This is a genomic window from Micromonospora chalcea (assembly GCF_002926165.1).
GTDB classification, from domain to species: Bacteria; Actinomycetota; Actinomycetes; order Mycobacteriales; family Micromonosporaceae; genus Micromonospora; species Micromonospora chalcea.
This window is the reverse complement of the sequence record NZ_MAGP01000147.1, coordinates 24318-38702: the sequence shown is the minus strand read 5'-3', so window position 1 is coordinate 38702 and position 14385 is coordinate 24318. Positions and strand designations below refer to the sequence as shown.

14 protein-coding genes and 1 tRNA gene are annotated in these 14385 nt (G+C 67.3%); 9 read left to right on the top strand and 6 right to left on the bottom strand.

What is annotated here, in order from left to right:
* Positions 1 to 153: 153 nt before the first annotated feature.
* Genes BAW75_RS25430 through BAW75_RS25405 form a run of 6 tightly spaced genes read left to right on the top strand, consistent with a single transcriptional unit; the run spans position 154 to position 5766 of the window.
* Positions 154 to 1071, top strand: a complete 918-nt coding sequence (locus BAW75_RS25430) for a radical SAM protein (protein WP_244206264.1) — start codon at positions 154 to 156, stop codon at positions 1069 to 1071.
* Positions 1072 to 1088: 17 nt separating this feature from the next.
* Complete coding sequence (locus tag BAW75_RS25425; protein ID WP_104115139.1) at positions 1089 to 2315, top strand: methionine adenosyltransferase; 1227 nt, start codon at positions 1089 to 1091, stop codon at positions 2313 to 2315.
* Positions 2315 to 2965, top strand: a complete 651-nt coding sequence (locus tag BAW75_RS25420; protein ID WP_104115144.1) for a class I SAM-dependent methyltransferase — start codon at positions 2315 to 2317, stop codon at positions 2963 to 2965. The genes BAW75_RS25425 and BAW75_RS25420 overlap by 1 nt, the downstream gene beginning before the upstream one ends.
* A gap of 8 nt (positions 2966 to 2973) precedes the next feature.
* The gene (locus BAW75_RS25415) at positions 2974 to 3693 is read left to right on the top strand and encodes a phytanoyl-CoA dioxygenase family protein (protein ID WP_167435619.1); all 720 of its coding nucleotides are present in this window, start codon (positions 2974 to 2976) and stop codon (positions 3691 to 3693) included.
* Positions 3690 to 4394 carry an FkbM family methyltransferase gene (locus BAW75_RS25410; RefSeq protein ID WP_104115137.1) on the top strand — a complete coding sequence of 235 codons (705 nt, stop codon included), beginning with the start codon at positions 3690 to 3692 and terminating at the stop codon, positions 4392 to 4394. Before BAW75_RS25415 ends, BAW75_RS25410 begins: the two co-directional genes overlap by 4 nt.
* The gene (locus BAW75_RS25405) at positions 4384 to 5766 is read left to right on the top strand and encodes a hypothetical protein (protein WP_104115136.1); all 1383 of its coding nucleotides are present in this window, start codon (positions 4384 to 4386) and stop codon (positions 5764 to 5766) included. Before BAW75_RS25410 ends, BAW75_RS25405 begins: the two co-directional genes overlap by 11 nt.
* 3 nt (positions 5767 to 5769) lie before the next feature.
* Here BAW75_RS25405 and gltX read toward each other — a convergent pair whose 3' ends face one another.
* The 3 genes from gltX to BAW75_RS25390 form a co-directional block, all read right to left on the bottom strand.
* Positions 5770 to 7179 carry a glutamate--tRNA ligase gene (gltX, locus tag BAW75_RS25400; protein ID WP_104115135.1) on the bottom strand — a complete coding sequence of 470 codons (1410 nt, stop codon included), beginning with the start codon at positions 7177 to 7179 and terminating at the stop codon, positions 5770 to 5772.
* A 99-nt stretch (positions 7180 to 7278) separates the two neighbouring features.
* Positions 7279 to 8166 (bottom strand): phosphotransferase, encoded by an 888-nt coding sequence (locus BAW75_RS25395; RefSeq protein ID WP_104115134.1) that lies wholly within the window; start codon positions 8164 to 8166, stop codon positions 7279 to 7281.
* 7 nt (positions 8167 to 8173) lie between these two features.
* Positions 8174 to 9544 carry an NsdA family TPR-like regulatory protein gene (locus BAW75_RS25390; protein WP_104115143.1) on the bottom strand — a complete coding sequence of 457 codons (1371 nt, stop codon included), beginning with the start codon at positions 9542 to 9544 and terminating at the stop codon, positions 8174 to 8176.
* Between the two features lie 309 nt (positions 9545 to 9853).
* On the opposite strand from BAW75_RS25390, the gene BAW75_RS25385 reads away from it, so the two are divergent.
* Positions 9854 to 10054 carry a hypothetical protein gene (locus BAW75_RS25385; protein ID WP_104115133.1) on the top strand — a complete coding sequence of 67 codons (201 nt, stop codon included), beginning with the start codon at positions 9854 to 9856 and terminating at the stop codon, positions 10052 to 10054.
* Here the strand turns inward: BAW75_RS25385 and BAW75_RS25380 are convergent.
* Positions 10051 to 11304 carry an AlbA family DNA-binding domain-containing protein gene (locus BAW75_RS25380; RefSeq protein ID WP_104115132.1) on the bottom strand — a complete coding sequence of 418 codons (1254 nt, stop codon included), beginning with the start codon at positions 11302 to 11304 and terminating at the stop codon, positions 10051 to 10053. The genes BAW75_RS25385 and BAW75_RS25380 overlap by 4 nt on opposite strands.
* A 410-nt stretch (positions 11305 to 11714) precedes the next feature.
* Here BAW75_RS25380 and BAW75_RS25375 point away from each other — a divergent pair.
* Positions 11715 to 11790 (top strand) — tRNA-Arg (locus BAW75_RS25375).
* A 374-nt stretch (positions 11791 to 12164) separates the two neighbouring features.
* Here BAW75_RS25375 and BAW75_RS32440 read toward each other — a convergent pair.
* Positions 12165 to 12737 carry an Ltp family lipoprotein gene (locus BAW75_RS32440; protein WP_208635307.1) on the bottom strand — a complete coding sequence of 191 codons (573 nt, stop codon included), beginning with the start codon at positions 12735 to 12737 and terminating at the stop codon, positions 12165 to 12167.
* 686 nt (positions 12738 to 13423) lie between these two features.
* On the opposite strand from BAW75_RS32440, the gene BAW75_RS25365 reads away from it, so the two are divergent.
* Positions 13424 to 13900, top strand: coding sequence for a hypothetical protein (locus tag BAW75_RS25365; protein WP_043326959.1), 477 nt, complete (start codon positions 13424 to 13426; stop codon positions 13898 to 13900).
* A gap of 108 nt (positions 13901 to 14008) precedes the next feature.
* On the opposite strand, the gene BAW75_RS32435 is transcribed toward BAW75_RS25365, so the two are convergent.
* Positions 14009 to 14182: a hypothetical protein gene (locus BAW75_RS32435; RefSeq protein WP_013283846.1), complete on the bottom strand. Its 174-nt coding sequence runs from the start codon at positions 14180 to 14182 to the stop codon at positions 14009 to 14011.
* Between the last annotated feature and the right edge of the window lie 203 nt (positions 14183 to 14385).

The window sequence follows — 14385 nt, the reverse complement described above, 5'->3', positions numbered from 1 at the left end:
CGCCGGCGGTGGACCATGCGCTGGAAACCAGCCCTGAACGCCTTCGACATCGCCTTCGAAGGACGCCTCTCCGCAGGCCGTAAGTAACCGTCAACAACCCGAGTTACACCGTTCGTTTGACAGACCCCGGCCGAGCGTGGGGAGGTGGGACCGGTGCGTGTGTCAGCGATGACGTCGGACCCGGCGCCGTGGGAGTGGGAGTTCGACTGGCACCTGACGAACCGCTGCAACTTCTTCTGCGAGTACTGCCATCCGCAGATTCGTCACGTGTTGAACAAGAAGCACCTGAACGAGCCTGACGCCGACCTGGTGGTGCGGCGCTTCGAGGATCTCGACCGCACGAGTCTCGTGCACATGTCGGGCGGAGAGCCGTTCCTGTTTCCCGGGTTCGTCGAACTTTGCGCCGGGCTGACCCGCCGCAACTGGATCAGCATCAACACCAACCTGGCGTCGCCCGAGCTGGTCACCCGCTTCGCCAACGAGGTGGACCCGACGCGGGTGGCGAAGATCGTGGCGGCCCTGCACGTACCGGAGCGGGAACGCCTCGGTTTGCCGATGACGGAGTACGCCGAGTCGTTCCGGATCCTGCGCGGGGCCGGCTTCGACGTGGTGGCACTCTACGTGCTCTTCCCGCCGCTGCTCCCGCGACTACGCGACGACTTGGCGTCGCTAGCGGCTCTCGGGGTGGATCCGCTGCGGGCCAAGGTGTTCAAGGGCGTCTACGACGGTCGCCGGTACCCCGAGGCGTACACCGACGCGGAGCGTGAGCTGATCCTGGAGAACTCCGGCGAGTACACCTTCAACCGGCCGTACCTCGACGGGATGCTCGCCTTCCGCGGCCAGCCCTGCACGGCGGGGATGACCTCCTTCAAGGTGACCGTGACCGGTGAGGTTCGGCGGTGTGCTTCTGTGCCGACCAGCTACGGGAACCTCTACGACGGGACCTTCCGGCCCGCCTCCGCACCGGAGCCGTGCCCGGCGAAGCGTGTCCTGGTCCTGTCGCAGTGCATGGCGTACCTCGTCGATCCGCCACAGCCCGCGTCCGCCGCCGCTGCCCCGTCGCGTTCGTGAGGAGAGGAGAAAGCGCCATGCAGGTCATCACCAGCCTCGGAGCGGTACACCCCGACCAGTCACCGTTCGATGTCGCGGAGCGCAAGGGCATCGGCCACCCTGACAGCCTCGCGGACCTGGTCGCCGACAGCTTCTCCCGCCGCTACTCCGCAACCTGCCGGGAGCGCTTCGGTGCGGTGCCGAACCACTGGGTGGACAAGGTGACGCTGGTGGGCGCGGCCGCCGACGTTCGCTTCGGTGGGTACGACATCCGCAAGCCGGTCGACTGCTACCTCTTCGGCAAGGTCACGGAGCGGATCGACGGCAACGATGTATCCGTCGCCAAACTGTTCGACGACACGGTCCGCGCTGTTCTCACCAGCACGTTGGACGACCCGGCAATCCTTGGGCACCTGCGCATTCACGTGAACAACACCGCCGGCACCGGGGTCGATCACGACAGGGAGTTCTACCAGCCTCGGACGGCTGCCGGGATCACGAAGGTACTCGCCAGTGAGGCCGTCGCCAACGACACCGTCGTGTGCGCCGGGACGAGCCTTCGTGGCATCGCGGCGCGGACGGCGGTCCGACTGGAGACGCTGCTGACCGGCGCCACCTTCCGAACCCGCTACCAGACCGGCACCGACGTCAAAGTCATGGTGGTCCGCGACCGTGGCCAACTGGACGTGACCGCGGCAGTGCCCTTCCATCCCGCCAGCGTTCACGGCTGGTCGGAGTATCGGACGGCGCTGGACGCCATCCGCGACGAGATCGAGGGTGAGCTCAAGCGGGTGCTCGACGAGACACCGACGGCAACTGGGGCACGGCTGTCGCTGAACACCAAGGACGTGCCCGGTCGTGGCTACCTCGCACCCTTCGGCACCTCACTGGGCAAGGGAGACTGTGGCGCTGTCGGACGGGGCAACCGGTACAACGGGGCGATCGAGCCCCTTCGTCCGGCGAGCGGCGAGGCGCCCGCAGGCAAGAACCCGCTTCACCACGTCGGGAAGATCTACACGGCCGTAGCCGACGAACTGGCACGACGCATCATGGCCGAGCTCGGGACGTACGCCGAGGTGCTCATCGCGGCACGCAACGGCGGCCAGTTGGACGATCCGGCGTACGTGCTCATCCGGTCCGAGGCGCCCATCGGGGCCGCTGGCGAGGCACTCGCTCGGGCAGCGATGCGGACGGCGCCGGGATACATCCAGCGGTTCCTGGAGACCGACCCGGTGAGTCGCTTCCGCGTGCAGGAGCCGTGCTGATGCCGCCGGCGTTGGACGAGGTTCATCTCCGTCATCTCCGCGAGCTGTGCGCCCGCCCGGCCATGATCGACGACGAAGGCCTCCGCCTCGGAGGCACGTACGTGATGTTCTTCGCCGAGTCCGCCCTGATGGCTGAGCACGCCGCCGCGCTACTCGGAGACCAACACGGATCGCACGTGCTGGAAATCGGCCTCGGCCTGGGCGTCTTCGCCCAGCAGATCGCACCGCTGCGACCCGCCAGTTACACCGCCGTCGAACCCCATCCGGCGGTCGTGGACCTGGTCGTGCCGAGAATCCGCGAGCACCTGCCCTGTCCCGTCACGGTTGTCGTCGAACCATGGCAGGTGCTCGATCTCGAGCCGGAGAGCATCGACGCGATCATGTACGACACCTGGCCGCCCGACGGGCACGCCGACGCCGATTTCGCCAGCTTCGTGGAACAGATAGCGATCCCTGTCCTGCGGCCCGGAGGTCGCTTCAGCTTCTTCCACAGCGGCACAGAGTTGCCCGAAGCGCGCGTCGAAGTGCTGGACCACTTCTTCCCGGGCTGGAGCGCAACGAAGGTGACCATCCCTGCGAATCAACTGCCGAGCGGCTGGACGAAGCCGACGGGTGACTTCCTCGTACCGTGCGCCCGGAAAGGGGTCTAATGATGCGAGTGACCGGCGACGACCTCCGGCACCGCTTCCGCCAGGACGGCTACCTCGCCATCGAGGGATTCCTGGAGCGCGAGACGTTGTCCCAGCTGCGCGCCGCCGCCGACCTGGCATTCGAGCAGATCATCGGCCAGACCGTGTCGCTGCGGACGGCGCATCCTCGCCTCACCTGGTGGCGCCTGCCGGATGGTCGACCGTACGTCTTCAAGATCAAACCTGTCGTCGATCTCGCACCGGCCTTCGCGGGCATGGCGGCGAGCGAAGATATCGGATTCCTCGCCTCGTCGATGCTCTCCGCCAAGGCGACACTGATGGAGGACAAGGTCACCTACAAGGCGGCACTCGCCGAGCCCGCCGGTTGGGCTGACCTGCCGGTTCTCGGCGAGGATGTCCGCAAACACTCCGACGCCTCGTACTTCGCGGCGCGCGGCTACGACCGGGTGATCACGGTGGCGCTGTGTCTCGACGACTGCCCCGCAGCCGCAGGGGCGCTGCAGGTCTGGCCCGGCAGTCACCGACACCCTGTGCGACACGAGCCGACACCAAACCAGGGGCCGGTCGTCCCGGACGATGACGCGCCCGACGATCAGGCGGTGATGCTCGAGGCATCAGCGGGATCACTGCTGGCCTGGGATGCCGCACTCGTGCACGCCAGCGGGCCGAACAGCACCGACAGACCGCGGCGACTGCTGGTTCTCGGTTACTCGGCGAGCGGCTCATGACCGCCGCACCGAATCCGCCGGACCGAGCGACCATCAGCGCCTCTCAGCCTCCCAACAGCGCCTTCGACCCGCCGTACACCCAACCGCACCCGTACTTCGGTCAGTGGGGCGAGGACCGCTGGCTCGTCGAACACCTGGCCGTTCCGGCACAGGGCGTCTTCGTCGATGTCGGGGCCGGCGACGGGGTACGGGGTAGCAACACCCTCTACTTCGAGAGGCGGGGATGGACGGGGTTGTGCGTCGATCCTGATCCGCGGAACCGCGCGTCCTTGACGAGACGCCACTGCGTGGTACGGCACTGCGCCATCTCTAACACCGCCGGCGAGCAGACCTTCAGCCAGTACGACGCCAAGCCCTCCTGGTCCGGCCTGGGTGACCGGGGCCAGGGCTACACCGTGGGCACCGCTCCCTGCCTCCGGCTCGGAGACCTGCTCCACGACCTCGGAATCGAGCGGATAGACCTCCTAAACATCGATGTCGAAGGCACGGAGCTGGACGTCTGGTCGTCCTTCGACCCGGCCGAGCACCGCCCTGGGATCGTCATCATCGAGTACGACTCCCGAGACCCTGACCGCAGTGAGGAGCGGATCATCCGCGCTCTCGGGGCTGATCGCTTCGAGCTCATACATCGAACTCCAGCCAACCTCGTCCTGCGAGGGCTGGATCCGGTGAGCCAGCGACGGTGGCGCCATGCGAGATGATTCTCTCCTCGAAGCGCTCGCCACCGCGATCCAGCCAAAGGTGACTGGTGAGAGGGCGGTGGTCTTCTGTTCCCACAGCGCGGACGAGCCTCACTGGCGAAATCTGCTGGCGGCTGCGGGCGCGGCCGACGTCTTGGTCCTGGCCTTCGACGGCAACCTCCTCGCCTCCTTGCCCAGCCCGCCCGGCACCCGCAGCGCAGCCCAACTGCTCGCGGATCGGCACGCTCTCCTCGCCACCCTCGCGACAGACTCGCCGCTGAGCGCACTCGTGGATCGTTTCGATCCCGACAGGCGAGCAGCGCTTTTCGTCACCGACCCTCTGGAGCCGCTGGTGACAGGCAGCCGGCCGCTCATCGGCGCCAAGCACCCGAGCTGGAGCCTCTTCGAGCACAAGAGCGTGGTGGATGTGCTGTGGGACTCCATCGGCCTGCCGCGCGCGGAATCAGTGGTGTACGACGAGCCAGCATCGCTGTGGCAGCCTGTTAGCCCGCCGGGGACCGAAATCGTCACCGCGAGGCAGACGTGCGGGACCGAGCCCTCGGCCGGCGGTGGGGACATCCAATGGTCGAGCGTGGGCATGCCCAGTCGGCGGGCGGAGTCGACAGGGCGACGGCGGATCCGCTTCATGCCGATGCTCCCCGGCGTGCCCTGCCGCCTGCACGGATTGGTGCTCGTCGAGTCGACTGTCGCATTCACCCCACTGGAGCTTCTCGTACCGCGGCGGCCCGCCGACGGGACCTTCCTCTGCGCGGGCACCGCACCCATGCCCGTGGCCCGGCAGCGAGGCCTGATCGAGCTGACCCGGTGGACGGGCGCGGCCCTGCGCCGCCGGCTGGGCTACCGCGGCGGATTCTCCGTCGACGGAATTCTCACCCAGAGCGGGTTCCGCCCCACCGACCTCAACACCAGGGTGACCTCGGCCTTCGAGGCCGCACCGCCACCTCTGCGGGTCGCCGTGCACGCGAGCGCGCTCCTCGCTCGGGAGGGCCGGCGCGCCGTCGACGCGGCCAAGCCCGGCCTTACGGAGAGCGTGCATCGCGCCCTGAACGACACCACCGACCTCAACCTGCTCGCGATGATCGGGCAACCGGTCCCGTTGGCGAGGCGACACGTTCGCTGGCACGATCGCGGGCTTGAAGCGTGCCGGCCCGACGAGGCGCACGGCTCGCTCGAGGTCATCAACGGACCGCGGGGGACAGCGCTTCGGGCTCAACTCGCGCGGAAGCACCTGCCCGTGGGCGTCTCGCCGCAGGAGAGCGTCGTGGTAGCTCTCCGAATGGCTGACGAGCTCCTCGGCACCGGAATCGGCGACCTGCAACCGCCACCCATAGGGAGCGGCGCCGCCCCCATTCAGAGAAGCGGCACCACCTAGACCCTATGAGAGCCGGTCGATCGCACTCCTGATCCTCGCGGCAGTGCGGCTCCGACCGAGCACCTCCAACGACTCGAACAGGGGCAGCCCGACGGTACGGCCGGTCACGGCAACCCGGACCGGCGCCTGCGCCTTACCCAGCTTCAGCCCGCGAGCTGCCCCCAACTCCTCGACCGTGTGCTTGAGCGACTCGGCATCCCATTCCACCTTTTTGAACGCGGTAGCCACCTCGGTGAGTAGCGCCAGGGCCTCCCCGGTCATGGCCTTCGTCCAAGCAGCCTCGTCGATCGATGGGGACGGCAGGAACAGGAAGTCCACCATGGCGACGATCTCGCTGAGCACCGCGACCCGGGTCTGCGCCAGGGGCGCGACAGCGGCGAAGGCCACGTCGTCGTAGTCCTCAGCCCGCCACGGGGCGTACTCACCGCGCAGCCACGGCTGACACGCCGAGATGAACTGCTCCGTGCTCAACGCGCGGAGGTAGTCGCCGTTGAAGGCCCGCAGCTTCTTGACGTCGAAGAACGCCGGCGACGGATTGACGTCGGCCATCCGGAACTCCGTCACGATGTCGTCCCAGGGGACGATCTCCCGGTCACCGGAGGGGGCCCAGCCGAGCAGCATCAGGTAGTTGCGCATCGCATCGGGCAGGTATCCCTCGGCGCGGAAGTCCTCCAGCGCGACCCGATCCCGGCGCTTGGACAGTTTCTGCCGCTTCTCGTTGACCAGGATCGGCGCGTGGGCCCATACCGGCGGTTGGTGCCCGAGCGCCACCCACAACAACTGCTGCTTGGGCGTGTTCGGCAGGTGCTCCTCGGCGCGGATGACATGGGTAATGCCCATGACCATGTCGTCGACGACGTTCGCGAGAAGGAACACTGGGGAGCCGTCACCACGTGCGACGACGAAATCCTCGATCGTGGCGTTGTCGAACGTGGGCTCGCCGCGCACCAGATCCCGCACGACTGTCTGGCCCTCGTCCGGCGTCCGGAAGCGCACCGCGCTGCCGGGGGCCGCGGCCAGCCCGCGGTCGCGGCAGTAACCGTCGTACCCCTTGTGTTCGCTGCCGGTTCGCTCCACGACCTGAGTACGCAGGCAGTCGCAGTAGTAGGCCTGACCTGCCGCGAGCAGCTTCGCGATGGCGTCGCGGTGGTGCTGGACATAGGCGGACTGGAACAGGGGGCCCTCGTACTCATCGGGGCCGGCGCCGAGCCACGCCATGGCGTCGATGATGCCCTGCACCCACTCCGGCTTACTGCGTTCGGCGTCCGTGTCCTCGATCCGCAGCACCATCGTGCCGCCGGACTGCTTGGCCAGCACCCAGTTGTAAAGCAGCGAGCGGGCATTACCCACGTGGAACATGCCTGTCGGCGATGGGGCAAATCGAACGCGGACCGGGGAGTTTGGCGATGCCATGCACGCAGCGTACCGATTCGAGGCGGTCGCTTAACCGCATATCCCGGGCCGAATTTCCGCGTCCGGGCGCGCCAGGGTGGAGCGCCGTCTGTCTTCCGGTCAGAGAATCTGCCAGCGACGCAGCTCGGTGCCATTCTCGTTGCGAAGGCCGTCAAGCCGGCGATGCACCTCGGAGGCTGCCGACGTGCCGGGCCGGGACTTGCGCGCGTTGGTGGCAATCATCTGGAGTTCACGCAATCGGCAGAGCTCTTCGAAGCCCGACCAGGTGGTGGCGTCCCAGCCGTAGCTGGCGGTGAAGGCCGCGAAGGCCTGCCGGCCGCCACCGAATCGCCGACAGTGAACCGCGACGGTGGCGATGTCCCACTCTCGCGGCCCGATCGCGATACCGTCCCAGTCAGCCAGCACCGGGGTACCGTCGAACCGTCGTAGAGCGTTGCGGGTCTGGGGGTCGGACTGGATCAGGCTGTCTCCCAGCGGGAACGCCATCGATGACCAGGCCGCTTTGAGATCCTCGAGCCGGTTCAGCAACAGGTCGCGGTCCAGATCGTCGATGAGGTGGGCGTTGTCCACGGATCTGCGGACGCTCTCGGCTGGTTGAAGCCTTGGCAGCTCCACCGGCGGCATCGGAAAGCCGTGCAGTTCCCGCAGGAGTTGCCCGAGCTCTGCAGTGGTGACGGGGTTGTCGTCCGCCGGGTCCAAACGCTGCCACACCGTGACGGCGTGCCCGTTGACCACGAGCGGTTGAGCCGGCACCTGGGAGCACAGACCCACGGTCGGGAAGCCTTTGGCCGACAGCCAGTCAACGACCGCCACCACCGTCCGTGAGCGGTCGAGTCCGAAATCCAGCGGAGCGATCTTGACTACTACGTCGCCCACGGCGTACACAGCGTTCGTGTGATGCCGGAGCAACTGCGCGTCGGCAGCAGAGCAGCCCAATCCCCGACACACCTCGGCGAGCATCGGACGCGTTCGTGCCTCGACGAACATGTGGCCCCTAGGGTTCGCGCACAGCAGTTCCGGCTGCCAGCGTACGGCTCCGTTCGCGGCACGCCCGCACGTACTCCGCCAGCTCCACCACCTCCCTGCCCTGTGCGGGTTGCGGAATCGCTGATACGACCTCAGCCGCCTTGGACAGGATGATCTCCGTGCGCTGCAGCTCGGGCAGCCCGGAGACGGCGGCGCAGGCGGCCACTGCCGCCTCCGCGAATCGAAGGTCGCGCACGAGGCAGAGGGCACGGTCCAGGGCGATAAGGGCAGGATCAATCGGCACCCTCGGCCTGGGACCGTACAAGCTCAGAGCTTCGTCCTGGATCCGGTACGCCTCTTTCGTATCGCCAAGCCATGTCCTTGCCCCGGACAGGTAGAACAGCAGCCGCTTCGCGGGAAAGCGGAACGCTGCGTCGCTGTCGTCGTCCCCTGCCTCGTCGAACATGCGGTGCGCCTGCTCGATCCCCGCTCTCGCCTGGTCAGCCGCCCCGAGGCGGGCCAACGCCCTTGCACGTCCGGCGGCTGCCAGTGCGCCGGACGGCGACGCCGAAGTCGTGATGGCGAGCGCTTGATCCGCCATCGCCACCGTCTGGTGCGGGTCACCGAAGTAGTAGGGCAGCATCGCCGCCTGGGCGCGCGCCAACACCTGGAGCCGCGGGTCCGCGCTGTCGTCCGCGGCGTGGATCGCCGTCCGGTACCACAACCGCGCTTCACTGGCGTTACCCAGTCGCATGAGCGCGTCGGCACACATCGTCGCCAGCAGAGCTGCGGCGCCCGACAGGCGGGCCTGAACCGTCGCGGGTTGCCGCCGGCGCGACAGGACCTGCACCTCGGCACACTCACCCGCGAGTCTCGACAGCATGACGGTCGGGGCCGCAGAGGGATAGACCCGCATGTGCTCGCTCGTCGACTCTTCAACCAACTCAAGGTGCCGAGGCGACACGGTGGAGGACGAGAGTGCCTCGTCCAGCTCCGCGCGCAGGCGAGCGAGACCGCCCACGTCAGCGGATGGACGCTCACCCATCAGCTGGGGTGAATGCGGGACGCCCTTGGGTACCTGCGCGCGTAATGACCGAACCTCTCGAACGGCTGGCACGTCCTGCTCACGGCCGAGACCCATGGCAGCCCGCGGGATGTTCAGACCGAGGGCGATCCGCTCCAGCACCTCGTAGGCCGTAACCTGCCGCGCCCCCTTGGCGATTTCGGCGGCGCGGTTGGCGGAGACATCGACCAGAGCGGCGATCGCCCCGTAGGACACACCGCGAGCGTGCAGGAACCTGAAGATCACCGCGACATCGCGCTTCCCCAGGAACTGCCTGATCGGCCGCCCCTCCCAGGTGCCCGACGTCCACCAAGCCGGGTCGATCCGGGCGACCATAATCACCTCCAGCGTCTGATGCGCTGCCGACAAGCACCCCGCCGTGATGAGGCGTCTGCACAGCTTGCGGTGCGACCAAGCTACCTGTTGTCTCGCTAAGACTCCATAGCGTTAACCCGCCCCTCTCCCTCTCGTAGCGGCGCCCTTGTGCGCCGGGTGCGCGATCATCTGCTTTCTCAACGTGAGGAGGGGTGAGTAGCCGATGTGGATAGTCTCGGACGAACGCTGGGCCGAGATCGCACCGCTGCTACCACCCCGTCCGCCCGGCGGCATCGGTTCCCGGGCCGCAAGCCCTTGGATGACCGCGGGGTGTTGCGCGGGACCCTGTTCGTGCTCTACACCGGCTCCGGCCCCGGCACCCGACAGGTCATCGAGCAGACCATCGCGCTGCTGCACTGGTTCCGCCGCCTGCGCACCCGCTGGGAGATCCGCGACGACATCCACCAAGCGTTCCTCACCCTCGCCGGTGCCATCGTTTGCTGGCGCCGACTCCAACGCTCAAAGAGCTAGGAGTTCTCAGTCGCGTCAGTCAGGAAAGGTGCAAATTTGTCGTCGGTCCCTAGGGCTCGCAGCAGCCGCGCTAGGAGTTGACCGGTTACCTGTCCGGGCGTAGCCAACAGTTGTGCGTGTGAGACGACGGCGGCCTTGCGGTAGGTGTCCTCGCCGAATCGCGGACCGTCCGTCGCACTCCAGCCATTGCGATACTCGTACGAGCGGCGACCGCGGAGATTGGTTGCGCCGACCGCGAGTGCCCAGTTGCCGACGTAGCCCGCCTGGTCGGCGGCCGCGAGCACCAGTGCGATTAAGTGTCGCGTGTACATGACCGCTCCGACGTCGAAGACGACCTGCTCATCTGGGTTGGTCATCTGGTCGCTGAGCCGGCTCATGAAGATGCGGAGACCGCCGTCCTCGTGGATTTCGAGCTCGACGGCGTCCTCGTCGTACGAGTCTTCGCGCAGCCTTCGGTCCGCAGTGAGTTCATAGCTCGTTAGCGCGGCACCGGCGGCCCGGCGCGCATGGGCGGTCGCGGAGAGTAGTTCGGGCGCGAATTTGAGGTTGCTCGTCGGCTGGTTCAGGATCGCGCCGCGGGTGAACAGCAGCATGCGTTGTGGCCATTCACGGCCGGAGACGAGGCTCAGCAGCATCTCTGGGCGGCCATTGGCCGGCTCGGCCAGCAAGAACAGGTGCGACTGCGACCGGCGTTCCACCGGAACCGGGTCACGGTCGAACTCGGCGTCTAGGAGAGTGAGCGTGTCGGTTTCAGTGAGCCGGCGCAGGTCGTGAAGGCGGCGCACTTCTGCGTCGGCGAGGTGGTGTTTCGTCTTGTCGCCTCGACCGAAGTAGCGATGGTCGACCATATGCGGTGCCGTCGGACTCGGCGGCACGTGCACGAAGAGGTAGCCGACGTCGGGATTGGCATCCGAGGGGATAATCTCCGTGTATACGGGCAGCGGAGGATCCGGAATCGTTAGGGCGACCTGCTCTACTCGCTCGGTCAAGCCTTGGAGCGGTCCGGGACACAAGCCGAACGAGCCGTCCCGATTCTCCTCGACGCCTACGATGAGGGTCCCGCCGTCGATGCCGAAGGACGCCAGGTCGCGTGCCAGTTCTCTGTTGGCGCTTCTTCCGGCGCTCAGCCCCCGCTTGAAGTCCGTGTAGTGCGACTCACTTAGCAGGCCCTGGTCGAGCGCGGACTGGAGGTCGGACTCCGTGCGCGGAGTCCAGCGCGGGGTGTCCGCGCTGAGGTAGATCGAGCGCATTTGCTTACTGTGCCCGAAGACATCGCCGGCACGCACCTGACATTCACCGTGTCGGCGATTGGCCTGACCCGAGCTACGGCTGCTCCCACCGGTTCGAGGCGCGTAGTTAGGGCTGACAGCGCGTCGGTCATCGCCGCCGGTGCCCGATGTACGGCCAGCGGGTCCCGGGCCGGGAAGCTGCACTCGTGACCTTCGATGATGTGCGCGGTGTGTGCTCCCTAGCGGATGCCACCCTGGGTGAACCGGTGCCAACGCGGGTCGCCGCAGCCGACCGCCGGTCGCAAACCGGGGTTTGTGTGCTCCAGGTGTGCTCCTGGGCTGCGAGAACGGCGGTCCGGGGAACGTGGGTGAACGGGGGCCACTCCCTGCCACCCCAGGTGAACCCCCAGGTCGCTAGACTGGGCCCTCGCGCCCTCGTAGCTCAGGGGATAGAGCATCGGTTTCCTAAACCGTGTGTCGCAGGTTCGAATCCTGCCGGGGGCACCAGGTCAGGTGTTTGATCAACGATCACTGTGCCGCCTTCCGGAGCTTGCGTGCCCGATCGCCTCGCCGAGATCTGCTGCAGCAACGCGGTTGTGTGAGCGGGACTGACAGCAGCGGCCACCCTCGCTCGTCGCTGACCCGTTCGAAGAACTGCAACAGGTCGTCCTTGCTGACCCCGAATTCCGCACAGACGCCAACGGCCGCCACTAGATGAACCTGGCCTTGAACTGGCCGGAGGCGCGAGGCAGGCGCCGGATGCGGGGCGCTCCTACGACCGACTGACATGGTCTGCGGTCGACCGTAGGTGACACGGCGAGCCATGCCAGAGCCTGCCACCCGCCATGGACAAAGCCGCAACAGGCACCCGCATGCCCTTCTCACATCACCTGATCGACACCGTAGACGGCCTGTGCGTGCGTGTACCCCTCGAATTCCAACTGCTTGATCAGGCCCGAACGAGAGAACGGCTGGGTGTCGAGGTAGTCCTTCGCCATCTTGGCAGCCTGTTTCTTGTAGTCAACCTTCAGAGAATCCACGGCCTGGGTTGCGATCTTCCTCGGGTAGCCCTCGAACTCCAACTGCTTGATCAGGCCGGAGCGGGAGAACGCTTGATATCGCAGGTAGTCGGAGGCGGCCCTGATGGCGTTCTCCTGCTCTACGGACACCTTCGGCTCGGTCGGCGCCTTGGTGGTGGCCTTCGGCTTCGGCTTCGGTGTTGTTGTCGTAGGAGCTGCGGTGGTGGGTGTTGGGGTAGTGGGTGCTGCGGTGGTGATCTCCACCGACGGTGCTGCTGTAGGGCTTTCTGCCGGGACGGACGCGGCAGCGGTCGCCTCCGCGGCGGCGCTCCTTGCGGGGGGTGAGTCGCCACCGCCGACTGCCGCAGCGATGGTCACTCCGCCGCAGCAGAGCACCAAGACACCGCCGACGGCCGCTGCGATGATGAGCCGCACGGGGCGCTTCTTCGGAGGCTGCTGCAAATGCGTAGCTGGGTAACCGGGGGGCGGCGGAGCGCTGTAGCTCACTGATGGGACCCTTCGGGAGACTGTGCGTAACCGCGTACACGGCGAGTCTGCTCAGCCGGGCCATCTATAACCATCCCCGCTTCAGCCGATGATCTCCTCAGCCGTTGCTGGTGGAATGTCGTCCGACCGCTGACGCGTTCTGCTGCATGAGTTGGCCGGCGCGGGACGTGCGGTTGCGATTGCCGTACGTCACTTCGTTCCCGACGGGACGGCAGCGTCCACCCGTGTAGAGGACGCGCGAAGGGGCTCCGTCTCGGAATCGTTGCCGGTCAGTGCGGAAGCGGGTGAAAACCCTGCCGGAGGTGCCTGCATTCACTCATTTCCCGACCGTTCGTCGCGGTTCTGATCATGGCCGGGGCGGCGGGGCACGCTCTGTTCGGCCGTCCCGGCTCACGTGCTCACCCGGGGTTCCAGCGGCGAGTAGGCGACTCTCCCGGGCCACAAACGAGCAAGGTGACAGTGCCCGTCGCGAGGTGCCAGGTGAGGTGGGCGGCCAGATAGCCGATGCGCACACGGTCAAGTCCGAGCCCGGCGACAAGAGTTGCGCATGCTGACCATCCGGCGAGGTGATCGGGGCCGGTACGACGACGCCTGGAGCGGTAGGTTGCACGTCGATGTTTCTCGTCTTCTTCGCACTTGTGCTGCTCGCTCTGGCCTGGCCGGTGTTCGCGGCCGCTGCCCTCGTGTTCGTGGTGGTCGCACTGTTGGCGCTCCGTCGCGACCCGCACCTCCGGGGCAGGGCATGGGCGCTGAGGCGGGCGGGATGGTTCCTGGCCGCCGGTGCGGCGTTCACCGGGGCCGCCGCTTACGGTCGCGGGTTGGCGGCGACGACCTTCGGGATCCTGGATCCCGATGACGCTTGCATGCTGCGGCGGCCGGAAGGCTACAGCCACCGCATCGGCGCGTCGGCTGACGGGTCGTCGAGCATGTGGCCGCTGCGCGACACCACGTGCGGCCCCGACCTGGTGCCCGGTTACGTCAATCCCCTGGTGGCCGGGTCGGCAGGGCTGTTCGTGGTGCTCCTGGCGGTCCTGATCCTGGCGGAGGTCAGGTCCCGGCGGCTGCCGGACGGCGACGCAGCCCGCCGGTGACAGTGGCCGCGACGCGGCGCGCCGGCGACATTGGACGACGAACCGGCGACGAGGCGGTGACGCGGACGGCCCCGCGTCCGGCCGGAGCCGGAGCGCGGGCCGGGCGGGTCAGCGGACCAGTGCTGCCACCAGCGTCCCGATGCAGGCGACGACGGCGGCGATGATCGGACTGAGCGTCTTGATGTACGCCAGGATGAGCCGGTGCCGGTCGGTCGGCTCGGCAACGGTTTCGTCCTCGTCCTCCGGTGTCTCGAAGTCTGACCCGTGAGGGATTACAGTCAACGTGACTCCTTCCGTTGCAGCGGTGGAGTCGAATGCGGCGTCCGGTGGCAGCCGGGCGCCGCCCTCTGTGCGAGGCGACGCTGTGCCGTTCGACGGTTCGAGCATCCTCTCGCCGGACAGCTAGCACAAGAGTGGGCAATTCACTGTCGGGTACCTGACAAGCAGATGCATCGCATCGAGAAAATTTCGGTGCCACCTCTTGC

Coding starts and splice junctions, on each gene's coding strand:
- BAW75_RS25425 (WP_104115139.1), top strand. CDS start 1,089: ATGCAGGTCATCACCAGCCTCGGAGCGGTACACCCCGACCAGTCACCG.
- BAW75_RS25420 (WP_104115144.1), top strand. CDS start 2,315: ATGCCGCCGGCGTTGGACGAGGTTCATCTCCGTCATCTCCGCGAGCTG.
- BAW75_RS25410 (WP_104115137.1), top strand. CDS start 3,690: ATGACCGCCGCACCGAATCCGCCGGACCGAGCGACCATCAGCGCCTCT.
- BAW75_RS25405 (WP_104115136.1), top strand. CDS start 4,384: ATGCGAGATGATTCTCTCCTCGAAGCGCTCGCCACCGCGATCCAGCCA.
- gltX (WP_104115135.1), bottom strand. CDS start 7,179: ATGGCATCGCCAAACTCCCCGGTCCGCGTTCGATTTGCCCCATCGCCG.
- BAW75_RS25395 (WP_104115134.1), bottom strand. CDS start 8,166: ATGTTCGTCGAGGCACGAACGCGTCCGATGCTCGCCGAGGTGTGTCGG.
- BAW75_RS25390 (WP_104115143.1), bottom strand. CDS start 9,544: ATGGTCGCCCGGATCGACCCGGCTTGGTGGACGTCGGGCACCTGGGAG.
- BAW75_RS25380 (WP_104115132.1), bottom strand. CDS start 11,304: ATGCGCTCGATCTACCTCAGCGCGGACACCCCGCGCTGGACTCCGCGC.
- BAW75_RS25365 (WP_043326959.1), top strand. CDS start 13,424: ATGTTTCTCGTCTTCTTCGCACTTGTGCTGCTCGCTCTGGCCTGGCCG.